A 14,566-nucleotide genomic window follows, 5' to 3' on the forward strand; every position below is an offset into this window, starting at 1 on the left:
GGAGTTCTTCTCTCATCCGATCGGCGCGTGATGAAAATAGGGCGTATTTGACTATCAGTCTACTAGAAGGTAGGGTTTGGCAATGGCTAATCATTCAAAAACGTTTTATGAGATTCTCAGCTGCGCCCGTTCGCTCATTATTGCAGGTGGGTATAGCGGCTTCAGCTACGCGGATATATCCGAGGTTGTGGGCATTCGCAAAGCCAGTATCCACCACCATTTTCCGACCAAGGTGGATCTTGTCCGTACTCTTGTCACGGGGTACCGAGAGGAAGCGGAAGCTGGAATTGCCGAGCTTGAACGCCATTGTCCTGGCCCGGCGGACCAACTCCGCGCTTATCTGGGCTATTGGCAGGCCTGCATCGGCGATGCAACAAAGGGCTATTGCGTTTGCGCATTGTTGGCAACTCAAATACCGGTATTGCCTCAAGAGGTGGTATTGGAGGTGAGAGCCCACTTTCGTGCGCTCTCCGCCTGGCTGACTTCCGTCTTTGAGCGGGGATCAAAGCAGGGGAGCTTCATATTGTCCAGCGATGCGCGCTCCGAGGCGGAGACGTTCATGGCAACCGTGCATGGTGCGATGCTCTCGGCTCGTGCCTACGGGGATCCCAAAATGTTCGGCGTGATTACCCAGCCACTGATCGAGAGGCTCGTTGTCGCGCAATGATGGAAAGCGGTCGCGTCTGGATCTTTTTGCCTACCTTCTAGAAGGTGGAATTTTTCAAGTTTTTGTCAGAGCTGCGCTCATTCTGCGGTATGAAAGTCGACGACAAACAACCCTGGGGGTCATTACTAACCACAACCAATATGCCCGTCGTAACCAAGGTCGCCATCGCCATTCTTCCCACCATTGACAGTCAGGATTTTATGAAACTGCTGATTGGGTAGCTGCAGCATCAAGATCCTCTCTCTCTCCGACAGATCCGGGGGGATGCCTTGCAGTAACTGGCAGCACTCACCCAGGTATCTACGCTTCAGGAAATCAGTGCGTCGTCACTCAGACAGCTGTTGGGCAAAGGGTCGACTTACGAGTCCTGGCTTGGCCGGTCTGCTCTATCGTACAAATCTCCATCATTCAAACGAGATGGGGGTATACGATGGCACTCACCGATAATGCAGTTCGGCACGCCAAGTCTCGTGGCAAGGACTCCAAGTCTGTGATCATTCATGGGACAGATGCAGTTGCACTCCCATGGCGTCATGCAGGAGTCTGACAACCTCAACCACGTCGTCGTTTGTCACACTATAGAACACGATATGGCGTGGGCTTTTGACCGTCCCATAAGGGTGCTTGGCCTGCTGGCGTGAATAGATGAGGTGATAGCTGCGAAGGCCCGGTGCAAGCTCATCGCGTTCGTGGCTGCCAATCCGATAAGGCGTACCGGAAGAGCTTGCAGCGCCGCGAGGATCAGCGACTGATCGCGCTGATCGCCGAACTGCGTGGGAGAGCCTGAGGATGTCGACAATGTCGGCACGCGCGCTGGAAATCCGATACGGCGGCATTCTCAGTGTTTCTCGCTCGCGGGGAGGGTGGCCTCCAGGCTCAAACCCTCGAGGTAGTGCTCCAGATCCCCTTGGCTCAACTGAGTAAAGCGCCCGTGCTCAAGGTCCATGATGCCGATTGAGGTCGCCTGACGCAGGGCCTCAATTTTGGCGGTGTCTTCGGCGACGCGCTGTTCCAATAGGCGCAAACCTTCTCGCATCACTTCGCTGGCATTCTGATAACGGCCGGACTGAACCAGGTCGTGGATGACCTGTTCCTGATGAGGGGTCAGTACTACATTTCGTGTTGCCATGGGTGGGTTCCAGCTCTGGGCAAACAGGCTTTTTCGACAATTGGCATATTATGCCATTTGACTCGCGAGCACATAGTTTGAGATTTCTAGCTGACGAACTGTGTCGTACGAGTCATTTGTCGTGCGAGGACCATGTTTACTAGTGAAAGCTACGGAGCTTGATTACCGGCCCCAGAATCTACGACTAGCATCACTGCGTTTCCTCATCTTTCGCACTCACTGATTGCAGCCAATCAACAAAGGCTCGCAAATGGACCGGCTTGTCGGCGTCAAGTGGAACCAGCGCATGGTAAGTCGGACCAAGCGAACGTAAAGCCGGAAAGGGTCTTTGCAACCGCCCGACTGCACATTCGGCCTCCAGCGTTGGAAAGGGACCTATGCCGAAACCAAGCCCATCGACGACGGCCTGCAAGGTCACGAAGAAATGATCGAAGCGCAGAGTCCGGCTCGCTCGAAGCATGGGTTGATTCGCACTTTCCATCCAGGCTTCCCAGTCCCCTGGGCGGGTTTCGGTGGTCAACCAGGTTTCGGCGGCCAGTTGCTCGACCGTCTCGACGCCCGTCTTGGCGAGCAGTGACGAGCTCGCAATCACCGTATTCCATTCGCGAAACAAGGGTATTGCCTGAAATTGACCACCGTGTGGTACGCCCCGTCGGATTGCAACGTCGAAACTTCCGCTGAGCGCTGGTTGTGTCGAAAGCACGGTCGAAACGCGCACATCCACCCCAGGGTGTGTCTCGGCAAATAATGGCAATCGGGGAATCAGCCAGCGCATGGCGACTGTAGCCGGAGCGCTGACACGGATGATCTTCAGCTGTTGCTTCTTGCCGTAGCGCTCGGCTGCGTCTGCGATGTGATCGAACGCGGCGCTGATTTCCCGGGCGAGCGCCCGGGCATGGGGCGACGCCACCATGCTCTGCCCAGCACGAACAAACAGCGGTTGACCGAGCCACTCCTCCAAGGCTGCGATCTGCCGACTCACTGCTCCGTGAGTCAGGTTCAGTTCCCGAGCAGCAGCCGAGTAACTGCCTGCCCGGGCGGCCACTTCGAAAATGCGCAGGGCGTGAAGCGGGGGAAGCTTTTGCCTCATATGTGATCCCTATGCACAGGTATCGCTACTTTAATTCGATTGTGTGAGGAATATGCTCAGCATACGGTGAATCGCAGGTTTCAAACAGTGCAAGTCACTCAGCACGCAGTGCGTTTAATCATCGAAGGAAAGGTTTACCCATGACTCAATTTATCAACGTGAATTCCCGGTCCTATCGGCTGCCTTCAGCTCCCACTATTGTTATTTGCATCGATGGATGCGAGCAGGAATACATCAATCAAGCCATTCAAGCCGGACAGGCTCCTTTTCTTGCCGAGCTTACCGGCTTCGGCACGGTGTTGACTGGCGACTGCGTGGTGCCGTCGTTCACCAACCCGAACAATCTGTCGATTGTCACCGGAGCCCCGCCATCCGTTCACGGTATTTGCGGCAACTTCTTTTTTGACCAGGAAACACAAGAGGAGGTGTTGATGAATGACGCTAAATACCTTCGCGCACCAACAATTCTTGCCGAGATGGCCAAAGCGGGCCAGCTCGTCGCCGTGGTGACTGCAAAGGACAAATTGCGCAACCTGCTTGGGCATCAACTAAAAGGGATCTGCTTTTCCGCTGAAAAAGCCGAACAGGTGAACCTGAAGGAACACGGTGTCGAGAACATCCTGGCAAGAGTCGGCATGCCCCTGCCTTCGGTTTATAGCGCGGAACTTTCCGAGTTCGTGTTTGCCGCCGGGCTCTCATTGCTGACTAACGAACGCCCAGACTTCATGTACCTGTCCACTACCGATTATGTACAGCACAAACATGCGCCGGGTACGCCAGAAGCCAATGCGTTTTACGCAATGATGGACAGCTACTTCAAGCGTTATCACGAGCAGGGCGCAGTAGTGGCGATCACGGCGGATCACGGTATGAATGCCAAGACCGATGCAATAGGCCGACCCAACATCCTGTTTTTGCAAGACCTTCTGGACGCCCAGTATGGTGCGCAGCGTACACGCGTATTGCTGCCAATCACCGACCCCTACGTAGTGCATCACGGTGCACTGGGATCTTACGCGACCGTGTACTTGCGCGATGCGGTACCGCAGCGCGATGCAATCGACTTTCTCGCAGGCATCGCTGGTGTCGAGGCAGTCTTGACGCGATCGCAAGCCTGCCAGCGGTTCGAATTGCCCGAAGACCGGATTGGCGATCTGGTAGTTCTCGGTGAGCGGCTGACGGTGCTTGGAAGTGCTGCCGACAAACACGACCTGTCCGGACTGACGGTGCCCTTGCGTTCCCACGGTGGTGTGTCCGAGCAGAAAGTACCACTGATCTTCAACCGCAAGTTGGTAGGTCTCGATAACCCCGACCGCCTGCGCAATTTCGACATTATCGATCTTGCGCTCAACCATCTAGCTTGATCCAAAACACCACATCGCAGCGAAGACTGCGAGCTCTGGCTTAATCCAAAAACTGGTTAGCGCAGCGCAATGCTGCGCGCCACACGGAGACAGGCATGCCTACAAAAACCGTTGATACTCTGCAATACAAAGCGACATCGCCGATATCCACCTTTGATCAATACAAATGGCGCGCACTGATCGGCGTGACGTTCTGCTATCTCTTCTATTATACCGGGCGCCAGACCTTGGGCTTCGCTATCCCCGGCATCCAGCATGATTACGGTTTTTCGAAATACGAAATTGGCTGGATCAGCGCCACAATGTTGTGGTGCTACGCCGCCGGCCAGTTCATCAACGGCAATCTGGGAGATAAGCTCGGTGGCAAGCGAATGATGATCGCCGGCGCGATTCTCTCGCTGGGGGCAAATTGGGTCTTTAGCTTCGGCCACTCATTCTGGTTTTTTCTGCTCGCCTGGGGGGCGAATGGCTACTTTCAGTCCATGGGTTTTGCGCCCGGCAGCCGTCTACTGTCGAACTGGTGGAGTCATAAAAATCGCGGATTTGTGTACGGTGTATATGTCGGATTCTCCGGATTTTCCTCTGTTCTCGCTTTTGTTCTGCCCCTTGTCATTCTGGGCGCGATGCAACTGGACTGGATCTGGATTTTCAGACTGGCGCCACTGTCGATGCTATTTGGCGCAATGGTGCTATGGCTTTTTGTCTCTGAGCGTCCCGAAGACAAAAAACTCCGCACCCTTGAACCCTCGGATGACACCCCTCCGTTAGCAATTGAGGATGATTTAACCAGTGCACAGCGCTATGCGATCGTGCTGCGAAACTGGCGACTTTACATCGCTGGATTCGCAATTGGTTTTCAGAACGCTGCGCGCTACGCGTTAGTAGTCTGGGTGCCCGTGCATTTTCTCGGGCTCGACTGGAAGACGTCGGCAGCGTTTATTGATCCGAAGTGGATTACGGTCGCGCTACCTGTAGGGATGGCGCTTGGTGCGCTATCGAACAGTTGGATTTCAGACGTTGTGTTTCAGGGAAGACGTTATCTGGCGATTGTCTCGTATATGGTTCTTGCGTCAGCAACCGCGATTATCATGATGTTCGTACCGCACGGGAGCATGGTCGCGATAGGCTTGCTTTTCCTTTGTGGATTTTTCGTCTTCGGGCCAGCATCGTCGTTCTGGGCACTCTGCCCGGACATCTTTGGACGTCGCGTTGCGGGTACTGCAACGGGCGTACTCAATACCATGTCCTATGTATGCGCAGGCATTGGTGAACCGGTCATCGGCCACATGATCGATTCAACTGGTAGTACGTCGATCATTTTTCCGACTGTAGCGGGACTTTGTGCGGCGAGCGCGATGTTGTCGTTATTGATCAAGCGCTGACAGCCTTAGTGCGCGGATCGTAGCGCCACAAGCGCAACGATTCGCGCGCACTGAGCGATTGAAGATTGCGATACTGACTCGCTCTGGTCTGTCGTTGCTGAATCGCCCCTAGTTTCGTAGACACCTCCAAGCCTTAAAATGAGGCCCGTTAGGAGATGCTATAAGCAACCTGTGTTACTCCGAAGAATTCAAAGCCCAAGCGGTCAATCAAGTGACTGAAAAGAAACTAACCGGCATTGCTGGCAGCTTGGGGCCCCAACAATCAGTTGTGTATTCACCCTGAGATGATGAGGAGGGGGGACATCGGTGGGGGGGCACCGTTTTTAAAAGTCGAAATCTGCCCCCAATTATGCCCCATGAACTCTGGAGTTCACTGGATTTAGACAGGCGGCAGTGGACTTTTATTATCTATAACACCTTGTTTATAAACATTTTTATGGAATTTGATGGAACTCCATTACAGGCTATCCGGGTCGCCAAAAAACATCTGAATTCGCGACCGCAACCAGCGTTCTCCTGGATCATTGTCTTGTGACCCGCGCCAGGCCATGTGCAACTCAAAGGTGCGCGTCGGCAGTGGCAGGTCTTCTGCGCGCAGGCCGCCAGCGGCGGTCAAGGCCTCTGCTGCGTAGTCCGGGACGGTAGCCACGATATCGGTGCCAGCCAGCAACGTGCCCAAACCGTTGAACTGGGGCACGGCCAATACCACGTGGCGCTTGCGGTCGAGTTTTTCCAGTTCCTCGTCAATGAACCCGCTCAAGTCTCCAGCAAATGAGACCAGTGCGTGAGGGCGGGCGCAGAAGTCGTCCAGGCTCAGGGCACCGGGCACGGTGTCGGCACGCAACAATTTGGGCAGGCTGCGCCGCAGTACTTTGCGCTTGGCGTTGGCTGGCAGGTCGGTGGTGTAGCTGACGCCGATGGAGATTTCCCCGGAGGCCAGCAGGCCTGGCATCAATATGTAGTTGACGCGGCGTACCACCAGCACAATGCCCGGCGCTTCAGCTCGCAGGCGCTTGAGCAGCAACGGCAGCAAAGCGAACTCGACATCATCTGACAGGCCAATACGGAAGACTGCGGTGCTGGTGGCCGGATCAAATTCGGAGGCCCGGCTGACCGCCGTAGAGATCGAGTCCAGGGCCGGGGAGAGCAGGGCGAAGATTTCCACCGCCCGGGCCGAGGGCTCCATGCTGCGGCCGGTGCGCACAAACAACGGGTCATCGAACAGTCCACGCAGGCGTGACAAGGCGGCGCTGATGGCTGGCTGGCCGAGGAACAGTTTCTCGGCGGCACGGGTCACGCTGCGCTCATGCATCAGGGTTTCGAATACGATCAGCAGGTTAAGGTCGACACGACGCAGGTCGTTACGGTTCATCTTGTGCCCCAGGCTGTGCCAGCAAACTTGACGAGAGCAGCCATATGAGAACAATGGCCAGCACGAATCTTACGAGGAAAGACTGGTACTCTGCACCGGCTAATTGATTTTTCCTACGTGGATAGAGCTGCTTTCCTCATCTGCGGAATCAATGACAGGCATGTCGACTATTAATGGCGACCGGTAGCCTTGCTTCCAAAGCCCAGATAAAGTTCATGGCATTAGAGGTTACTTTGACGAGGTTTGCGATGTCCCGCACGATCCGTTTTCACAAGTTTGGTCCGGCCGAGGTGCTCAAATGCGAAGAGCATGCAGCCGCAAAGCCCGCACCGGGCGAAGTGCAGGTGCGTGTCGAAGCGATTGGCATCAGTTGGTACGACATTCTCTGGCGTCAGAACCTGGCGTCGTCCCATGCTCGCCTGCCGTCAGGCCTGGGCCATGAAATGGCAGGGGTAGTGGTGGCTGTGGGCGAGGGCGTCGACGACTTGACGCTGGGTGACAAGGTTGCCAGTTTTCCGGCCGAGAGCCCCAACGACTATCCTGTGTATGGCGAACAGATCGTCCTGCCACGCTCGGCCCTGGTCCGTTACCCGGATGTGTTGAGCCCGGTGCAGGCCAGCGTGCACTACACGCCGCTGTTGATTGCCTACTTTGCCTATATCGACCTGGCGCGGGTCAAACCGGGGCAGTTTGCCCTGGTGACGGACGCCAGTCACTGTGCCGGCCCTTCGTTCGTGCAACTGGGGAAAGCCCTGGGCGTACGGGTGATCGCCGCGACCAAGACGTCTGATGAGCGCGAATACCTGCTGTCCCTGGGGGCAGAGAAGGTTATCGTCACCGAAGAGCAGGACTTGCTGATGCAAATCAACAAGTTCACTGACAATCGTGGCGTCGATGTCGTGTTTGACGGCTTGGGTGGTCCGCAAATGTCGCTGCTGGGCGATGTGTTGGCACCCCGTGGCAGCCTGGTGCTCTATGGCTTGCAGGGTGGCAACCAGACGCCATTCCCGGCGTGTGCCGCGTTCCAGAAGAATATTCAGTTCTTTGTGCATTGCATCGGTAATTTCACCGGCAAGCCGGAACTGGGCATTATCCAGGATCAGGTGGCGCTGCAACGGGCGTTGCGTGACATCAATCAGTTGACTGCCGACAAGGTGTTGGTACCACTGAAGACAACGGTGTTCCCATTCAGCCAGTTCGTCGAGGCTCACCGCTACATGGATGAATGCCCGTGCCGTGAGCGTGTAGCGTTGCAGGTAGAAGCTGTTTGACCTGTGGGAATATTCGCAAACCGCCATTGCTCTGAGCCATGAATGGGTTAAATACGCCATTTGAAAGGGTTGAGCATGCCTGCGTGCTGAACAGCTGACCCGACGCTTTGCCCCCGTAGATGATATACCCGACCCGGACGCCGCCCTGAATTCCAGTGCGGCGCCGCTGTATAGCGCTCGTTCACTGCTTTGCCTTTCCCCCATCTGAACTGGTTTATGCGTCGGTTCTGTATCTGTTAATCATTATTCAAGCGCTGATAATTGCCTGGTCATTTTCATCTCAAGGACTGAGCGATGAACCAACGCCTCAAGTTAAAATCTTTGCCTGTTGAAACCAACCTCCCGCAGATATCAAGAATGTAGGCGTGTGCCGTGGCGCATTTCAATCGGGACCACAACTTGTAGTTAACTTATTTCGTTTGTGTGCGTCAGGCACTTCTTTAATTTATGAACTAAATAAGAGTAGGAGGGCGTAGGAGTGTTCCTAGGCACACCTTTTCGGGGCAATGCCGGAAAACCCTTGGCTTTGCTTGGGCTTTAGAGCACTCCTCACCTCAGGTCTTTCCACTAATTGTCTTGTTGTGCGGTGTTAATGTTTGGCAATCCCTACATCTCGCAATAGACGTTATCCCTATGGAAACAGCAGTAGAGCAAGTGCCTTTAACGGTTGTTCGAAACTGATATTTCAATTCAGGTAGTAAAATATGAGCGCTATTCATGAGCAGGCTATGAACCATGTTTATCAACAAGTGTTGCAACGCTTAATAGGGCATTTTTCCCGAGCCGAACGCACGGCACTTCAATTGTTGATTCAGCGTTTAATCGTGGCGGCTGGCGGGATTGAACAGATTGGCGGCTATAAAGTGCTGGTGACCCATGGAGGGGGTAAAGGCAGCAGCTATACCCTGGCCTTCTTGCGCGCCGCGCAACTGACTATTGCTGGCCGCTCGCCCAGGACCTTCCACCTACGCGTTGCTACCCTGCGTCACGCCGGCATGACCCAGAAGGCACTGGACACGATTCACCGTGGCTACAGTGCACTGTTTTTCCACGAGGATCCGCGGGTAGAACTGCTGATGGTGGAGAACCAGGATGTGCTGCCATTCAATCATCTGCGCCCGGCGTCCAGTGCCGGTCGAGAGGCCAGCAGGCGCCATATGTTGATGATCGGCCACCTGACTTCAGGTGATATTCGCGCGACACTGTGCAATGACAGCTACCTGGCCCTGGGAGACTTCTATCAGCGTGTCACTGTATGGGGTGGCGGCGTACATGCATGGGTCAGCGGCGACTCATCGCGCAAACAACGACAGTACCTCGCCTGGCTGAAAAAAAGCGCGCAGGCTGCGGGGTTGAGCGTGCCAGAGCGTTGGCCGGTGGCGCTCAACAGCCTGTTCGCGCACATGGCTGAATGGAGTGCCGGCTACTATCGAGATGTCTATGGCGAGCACTATGTGAGCCCTGACTCGCCCAGCCCGCAAGGCTATCGCCACTTGGCCTACATTGATATCGCCGACTTGATCAGTGACCTGGATAAAGCAGCCACCCCCTTGCTGACGCAGTTCCTGGGTTACCAACCGGATGAGTTCGGCTTTCATTTCAGTAATCCGGCCTATGCCAATCCATTATTTATGGCCCACCTGCGTGGCTTGCAGGCCCAGTGTTTGCGCGAGCTTGACTACGCGTCTGGTGTGAATGGTTTCATGCAACAGGCCCATGTGTTCATGGGGCACAAAAGCATTCCAGGCGAGCTGATTGCTCAAGCTGGAAGCCAGGATGGGCGCATTCTGTCGACTACCTATACCCAGGAGTTCTTTGGCCTGGATGAAAACCAACTGACCTGCCTGTTGTTTTCCCCCTTTATTCACCACGGTGAACGTCTCGAAAGCTATTTGCGCCATTGCCATCCGGGAATGCTGGTAGCACTCCCCGAGTTGCACAAGGCGCTTCAAGGCAAGCCCGTCGCTGACATGCTGCAGAACTGGATTACCGATACCAGCGGGTTGCCGATGACGTTGCTGCTCGACCTCTATCGCAAGCGACCAGGCACTGGCACACAAACGCTGAATCAAACGCCTGCCAGGGCACGGCATAAGGCACCAACCTGTCAGCTGTCAGAGCGTTAAGGGAGGTGGTCTTGCATGTGTATGCCGGAGGGGAGCGATGATCCTCAAAGGCGAGCGGCAAACGGATTTTGCCTATCACGCGGTCTATCGTTACATGATCAATCTGATCAGCGAGGTCGGCACTGACGCCCGGGTCAAATTGCCGTCCTTGCGGCAATTGTCCAGGCGACTGAACGTATCGATTTCAACTGTGCAGTACGCCTACTCCTTGCTGGAGAAGGAGGGCAGGATCTACTCGGTTGCCAAGTCCGGCTATTACGCCTGGCCGGTGCCCACCCCCTCAGCGGGATGTCCGGGGGGGGATCTGCTGGAGCGGCTCTATGCCGGCACCCGCCGGCCAGGAATGCTGGTGCTGAGCGTTGACGAACCGGCGCTGCTGGTGTCCCTGGACACTCCGTTGCTGCAGTTGGAGCGCGTACTGGTGCGCCAATACCCGCGGCATTTGCAACCCTGGTCACAGCCGTGTGGGGTCTGGGAGCTGAGGGCGGCCCTGGCGGCGCGCTACACCTCGTCGCCGACCCGTTGTTGGCAGGCAGATGACGTCTATATTGGCGCCGATCTGCGGGGCGTGCTGGAAATCCTTATCGAGGTGCTGGACCTCAAGGGCGCCGCCATTGTTGTCGAATCGCCCTGCGACTGGTCCATTTTGCGGCTCTTGCAAGAGGCCGGTGTGGGAGTCATCGAGTGGCCTGGCAATACCCATGGCAACCTGGACCTGGCGGCTTTTGAGCAAGTGTTGCTTACTGAGTCAGTACGCTTGGTTATGCTCTCTTCCAGAGTCAGCCTGCCATCGGGCAGCATTATGTCCAGTCGTGAGCGATTGCAGGTAGCTCGTCTGCTGGAACAGCACGGATGCTGGCTGCTGGAAAACGATACCTATGGTGAACTAGGCTTTGAGCCCCCAGAGGCCGCGCTGCGGGATCTGGTAAATCCTGAACGGTTGATGGTGTTTTCCAGCTTTGAGAAAGTACTCGGGCCGGAGGCACCCTATGGCTATCTGTTATCACGCCACTTGAGTGCCAAGTTACAGCGTCAGTTCCTGCTGCGAGAATTTCGCTTGTCTTCGATCCGCCAGCGGGCGCTGGCCCAGCTCTATCAAAGCGGACGAGTGGACCTGCACGTGCAGCAATTGCGGCGCCTGTTGAGTGAACAGGCGGCTGTGATGAGCCGGCGCATCGACGAGCATCTCGGCGAATGGGCCAACTACAGGATGCCGGTGGCCGGCGCGACCTTCTGGCTAGTCTCGCGGGAGGCAGTAGACATGCGCCAGGTATTCCAATACATGCTGGGCCGGCGGGTAGTGATTGCCCCGGGTGAATTGTTCAGCGTCAGCGGCTTGTATCAGCAAAACCTGCGGTTGAGCCATACGTTCGACGGTCAGCACAACCTGGACCTGGCTTTGAATGAGCTGGCTCAAGCGTTAAAACAGGCGCAGATTGCCTGAGTGGAGAGGGCATTTGAATTTTCCTTGCTTGGTGTAGGATCGATACCGTCGCGCAGTAGTCCAACTCTCAGTAAACTGCATTTTTCAAATTTTTCTCCTATTCAGAGGTTTATGCATGACTCTCAGTCCTTTTGCGGGCAAACCGGCGCCAGCTCAGTTGTTGGTGGACATCCCGCGACTGGTAACGGCCTATTACACCGGCCAGCCTGATGCAGCGATCTCCACCCAACGTGTGGCCTTTGGTACCTCCGGGCACCGTGGCAGCTCGTTCGACTTGAGTTTTAACGAATGGCATGTGCTTGCGATCAGCCAGGCCATCTGCCTGTACCGTGAAGCCCAGGGCATCAACGGCCCGCTGTTTGTTGGCCTGGACACCCATGCCTTGTCGACCCCGGCTGGGGCCAGTGCCCTGGAAGTGCTAGCGGCCAATGGCGTGCATGTGATGCTCGCCGAAGGCGACGAATACACCCCGACCCCGGCGATTTCCCACGCCATCATTTGCTACAACCGGGGCCGCACCAGCGGCTTGGCGGATGGCATTGTCATCACCCCGTCCCACAACCCGCCACAAAGCGGCGGCTACAAGTACAACCCACCCAACGGCGGCCCGGCCGATACCCACATCACCAAGTGGATCGAAGCCAAGGCCAACGAATTGCTGGCCAACCAGTTGGCCGGAGTCAAGCGTATTACCCACGCCCAGGCGCTGAAGGCAGATACCACCCATCGCCACGACTACCTCAACAGTTATGTGGCGGACCTGATCAATGTCATCGATATGGATGCCATCCGTAGCGCCGACCTGCGTCTGGGTGTCGACCCATTGGGTGGCGCTGGCGTGCGCTACTGGTCGGCGATTGCCGAGCACTACCGCCTGAACCTGGACGTGGTGAACACTGAAGTCGATTCCACCTTCCGTTTCATGAGCGTCGACTGGGATGGCCAGATCCGCATGGACCCGTCTTCCAGCTATGCCATGCAGGGGTTGATCGGTCTCAAGGAGCGTTTCGACGTAGCCTTCGCCTGCGATCCGGACCACGACCGCCATGGCATCGTCACGCCGTCTGGTGGCCTGCTGGCTCCGAACAACTACCTGGCGGTGTCTATCGATTACCTGTTTCAGAACCGCCCCCACTGGCGTGCGGATGCGGCCGTGGGCAAGACCGTGGTCAGCAGTGGCCTGATCGATCGGGTAGCGGCACGTATCGGGCGCCGCCTGTATGAAGTGCCTGTGGGCTTCAAGTGGTTTGCCGATGGGCTGTTCGACGGTTCCCTGGGTTTTGGCGGCGAAGAAAGCGCCGGTGCATCGTTCCTGCGCAAGGACGGCAGCGTCTGGAGCACCGACAAGGACGGCCTGATTCCGGCCCTGCTGGCGGCAGAAATGACCTCGCGCAAAGGCCAGGACCCAAGCCAGATCTACCGTGGGCTGACAGATGAGTTGGGCGAACCGTTCGCCATCCGTGTTGATGCCAAGGCCACGCCGGCGCAGAAAGCCTTGCTGGGCAAACTGTCGCCCGAGCAGGTGACGTCCACGCAATTGGCAGGGGAAAGCATCCAGCAGATCCTCAGCCATGCGCCGGGCAACAACCAGGCGATTGGCGGGTTAAAGGTCATGACCGAAAACGGTTGGTTCGCCGCGCGACCTTCGGGCACTGAGGATATCTACAAGATCTACGCCGAGAGTTTTATCGGCGATGATCACCTCAAGCGCCTGGTGGAAGAGGCTCAGGTGTTGGTTGACGGGGCAATCACTGCCAACTGACACGCAGTGGGAGCGGGCTTGCTCGCTCCCACATAGGATCAGTGTCAGGCCTGGAATCAAGCCAGATCGACCAGCACGATTTCACTGTCTTCAACGGCAGTGACCCGCAATACTTGCTCATCCTGCACCGCCACCCCATCTCGAGCTTGCGCACGCAAGCCATTGACTTCAATCACTCCCGTCGCCGGCACCAGATACGCACGACGCCCGTCGTCGAGGCGGTACTCGGCCGTTTCCCCGGCTTTCAGGCTGGCCGCCACCAGGCGGGCATCGGCGCGGATACGTAAACTTTGATCGTCACCGGCCTTGCCACTGGCCAAGGTCACAAAGCCTTCGCGATCACCTTTTGGAAACGGCTTGGCCCCCCAGGACGGCGGCAAACCGGCTTCATTCGGAATAATCCAGATCTGGAAGATCTTGGTCGCCGTGGCCTCCAGGTTGTATTCGCTGTGAGCGATACCGGTACCCGCGCTCATCACCTGCACATCGCCAGCCTCGGTACGGCCTTTGTTGCCCAGGTTGTCTTCGTGGCTGATGGCACCTTCACGAACATAGGTGATGATTTCCATATCGCGGTGCGGGTGTTTCGGGAAACCGGTACCCGGGGCGATGATGTCGTCGTTCCACACCCGCAGGTTGCCCCAGTGCATACGCTTGGGGTCATGGTATTCGGCGAAGGAAAAGTGGTGATGGGCATCCAGCCAACCGTGGTGGGCACCGCCCAGGGAGGTAAAAGGTCGAAGTTCAAGCATGATCGTCTCCTGTTGATGGTGCCTATCATCCAGCAGGGCATCATCGATAAAAAGCGTAAAAAATGCCTGATTCCTATCCACTAATTCGATGTTTATTTGGCGCTTTGACTTTCACTTCATCGCTTAACTGCATGACCCTAAAGCAATTGGCTGGAACTGAGCGTAAATTCCGGCGACCATGGCGCTTCTCAAGGCCAACCCCCATTG

At 56.3% G+C, this 14,566-nt stretch carries 11 protein-coding genes and 1 pseudogene; 7 read left to right on the forward strand and 5 right to left on the reverse strand.

Annotation, left to right across the window (positions count from 1 at the left end):
* The first annotated feature begins 82 nt into the window (after positions 1-82).
* Positions 83-667: a TetR/AcrR family transcriptional regulator gene (locus GIR22_RS16375; RefSeq protein WP_154744348.1), complete on the forward strand. Its 585-nt coding sequence runs from the start codon at positions 83-85 to the stop codon at positions 665-667.
* 494 nt (positions 668-1,161) lie between these two features.
* Here GIR22_RS16375 and GIR22_RS26675 read toward each other — a convergent pair.
* The 3 genes and pseudogenes from GIR22_RS26675 to GIR22_RS16385 form a co-directional block, all read right to left on the reverse strand.
* Positions 1,162-1,503, reverse strand: a pseudogene (locus GIR22_RS26675) (type II toxin-antitoxin system RelE/ParE family toxin).
* Positions 1,504-1,505: 2 nt separating this feature from the next.
* Complete coding sequence (locus tag GIR22_RS16380) at positions 1,506-1,796, reverse strand: type II toxin-antitoxin system ParD family antitoxin (RefSeq protein ID WP_154744349.1); 291 nt, start codon at positions 1,794-1,796, stop codon at positions 1,506-1,508.
* Between the two features lie 190 nt (positions 1,797-1,986).
* Positions 1,987-2,886 carry a LysR substrate-binding domain-containing protein gene (locus GIR22_RS16385; RefSeq protein ID WP_154744350.1) on the reverse strand — a complete coding sequence of 300 codons (900 nt, stop codon included), beginning with the start codon at positions 2,884-2,886 and terminating at the stop codon, positions 1,987-1,989.
* A 140-nt stretch (positions 2,887-3,026) separates the two neighbouring features.
* Here GIR22_RS16385 and phnA point away from each other — a divergent pair, with 140 nt between their 5' ends.
* Together phnA and GIR22_RS16395 are read left to right on the forward strand one after the other, a co-directional pair.
* Complete coding sequence (phnA, locus tag GIR22_RS16390) at positions 3,027-4,250, forward strand: phosphonoacetate hydrolase (protein WP_154744351.1); 1,224 nt, start codon at positions 3,027-3,029, stop codon at positions 4,248-4,250.
* Between the two features lie 95 nt (positions 4,251-4,345).
* Positions 4,346-5,632: an MFS transporter gene (locus tag GIR22_RS16395; RefSeq protein WP_154744352.1), complete on the forward strand. Its 1,287-nt coding sequence runs from the start codon at positions 4,346-4,348 to the stop codon at positions 5,630-5,632.
* A gap of 457 nt (positions 5,633-6,089) precedes the next feature.
* Here the strand turns inward: GIR22_RS16395 and GIR22_RS16400 are convergent, their stop codons facing one another.
* Complete coding sequence (locus tag GIR22_RS16400) at positions 6,090-7,004, reverse strand: LysR family transcriptional regulator (RefSeq protein ID WP_154744353.1); 915 nt, start codon at positions 7,002-7,004, stop codon at positions 6,090-6,092.
* A 248-nt stretch (positions 7,005-7,252) separates the two neighbouring features.
* Between GIR22_RS16400 and GIR22_RS16405 the strand changes: the two genes are divergently transcribed.
* The 4 genes from GIR22_RS16405 (at position 7,253) to pgm (ending at position 13,607) form a co-directional block, all read left to right on the forward strand.
* Positions 7,253-8,275 (forward strand): zinc-dependent alcohol dehydrogenase family protein, encoded by a 1,023-nt coding sequence (locus tag GIR22_RS16405; RefSeq protein WP_154744354.1) that lies wholly within the window; start codon positions 7,253-7,255, stop codon positions 8,273-8,275.
* Between the two features lie 704 nt (positions 8,276-8,979).
* On the forward strand, positions 8,980-10,401 hold the full coding sequence (locus tag GIR22_RS16410; protein WP_154744355.1) for a hypothetical protein: 1,422 nt from the start codon (positions 8,980-8,982) through the stop codon (positions 10,399-10,401).
* A 37-nt stretch (positions 10,402-10,438) separates the two neighbouring features.
* Complete coding sequence (locus tag GIR22_RS16415; protein ID WP_154744356.1) at positions 10,439-11,845, forward strand: aminotransferase-like domain-containing protein; 1,407 nt, start codon at positions 10,439-10,441, stop codon at positions 11,843-11,845.
* Between the two features lie 115 nt (positions 11,846-11,960).
* A complete protein-coding gene (gene pgm, locus GIR22_RS16420; RefSeq protein ID WP_154744357.1) occupies positions 11,961-13,607 on the forward strand; it encodes a phosphoglucomutase (alpha-D-glucose-1,6-bisphosphate-dependent) in 1,647 nt (548 codons plus the stop codon).
* A gap of 56 nt (positions 13,608-13,663) precedes the next feature.
* Here the strand turns inward: pgm and GIR22_RS16425 are convergent, their stop codons facing one another.
* Positions 13,664-14,359 (reverse strand): pirin family protein, encoded by a 696-nt coding sequence (locus GIR22_RS16425; RefSeq protein WP_154744358.1) that lies wholly within the window; start codon positions 14,357-14,359, stop codon positions 13,664-13,666.
* Between the last annotated feature and the right edge of the window lie 207 nt (positions 14,360-14,566).

It is taken from the genome of Pseudomonas karstica, assembly GCF_009707515.1.
GTDB classification, from domain to species: Bacteria; Pseudomonadota; Gammaproteobacteria; order Pseudomonadales; family Pseudomonadaceae; genus Aquipseudomonas; species Aquipseudomonas karstica.

Bases quoted from the DNA above. Each gene is read 5' to 3' on its own strand.
- GIR22_RS16375 (WP_154744348.1), top strand. From the start codon at position 83: ATGGCTAATCATTCAAAAACGTTTTATGAGATTCTCAGCTGCGCCCGT.
- GIR22_RS16380 (WP_154744349.1), bottom strand. From the start codon at position 1,796: ATGGCAACACGAAATGTAGTACTGACCCCTCATCAGGAACAGGTCATC.
- GIR22_RS16385 (WP_154744350.1), bottom strand. From the start codon at position 2,886: ATGAGGCAAAAGCTTCCCCCGCTTCACGCCCTGCGCATTTTCGAAGTG.
- phnA (WP_154744351.1), top strand. From the start codon at position 3,027: ATGACTCAATTTATCAACGTGAATTCCCGGTCCTATCGGCTGCCTTCA.
- GIR22_RS16395 (WP_154744352.1), top strand. From the start codon at position 4,346: ATGCCTACAAAAACCGTTGATACTCTGCAATACAAAGCGACATCGCCG.
- GIR22_RS16400 (WP_154744353.1), bottom strand. From the start codon at position 7,004: ATGAACCGTAACGACCTGCGTCGTGTCGACCTTAACCTGCTGATCGTA.
- GIR22_RS16405 (WP_154744354.1), top strand. From the start codon at position 7,253: ATGTCCCGCACGATCCGTTTTCACAAGTTTGGTCCGGCCGAGGTGCTC.
- GIR22_RS16410 (WP_154744355.1), top strand. From the start codon at position 8,980: ATGAGCGCTATTCATGAGCAGGCTATGAACCATGTTTATCAACAAGTG.
- GIR22_RS16415 (WP_154744356.1), top strand. From the start codon at position 10,439: ATGATCCTCAAAGGCGAGCGGCAAACGGATTTTGCCTATCACGCGGTC.
- pgm (WP_154744357.1), top strand. From the start codon at position 11,961: ATGACTCTCAGTCCTTTTGCGGGCAAACCGGCGCCAGCTCAGTTGTTG.
- GIR22_RS16425 (WP_154744358.1), bottom strand. From the start codon at position 14,359: ATGCTTGAACTTCGACCTTTTACCTCCCTGGGCGGTGCCCACCACGGT.